This is a genomic window from Peribacillus sp. SIMBA_075 (assembly GCF_046534585.1).
Map to the genome: position 1 here is coordinate 1 of NZ_JAWRYN010000706.1, position 268 is coordinate 268.

A 268-nucleotide genomic window follows, 5' to 3' on the forward strand; every position below is an offset into this window, starting at 1 on the left:
TGTATTTTTTTTCATGTTAATTAAACCACCCCGCTACTGTTGACCAAGCTTTTTTCGCAACCGTTTTCACCATATCCTTAATACTATCATCTTCACCATCACCATCTAAATCAACATCCCATTTTACACCTTCTGTGAAATATTATTCCCTTCTCGAAAAGAAGATCAACCCATTAATAAGATCTAGGCTTATCAAAAATTTCAAAAAGCCAAAGATTTTGCTGGTATCGAATCTATTGGGACTCACACTATGCGCAAAACCTTCGGC

Annotated in this window: 1 pseudogene; it reads left to right on the forward strand. The window is 36.2% G+C overall.

Annotated features, from left to right (window positions below):
* Window positions 1-142: 142 nt before the first annotated feature.
* A pseudogene (locus SB775_RS30030) lies at window positions 143-268 on the forward strand (tyrosine-type recombinase/integrase); the annotation flags it as partial.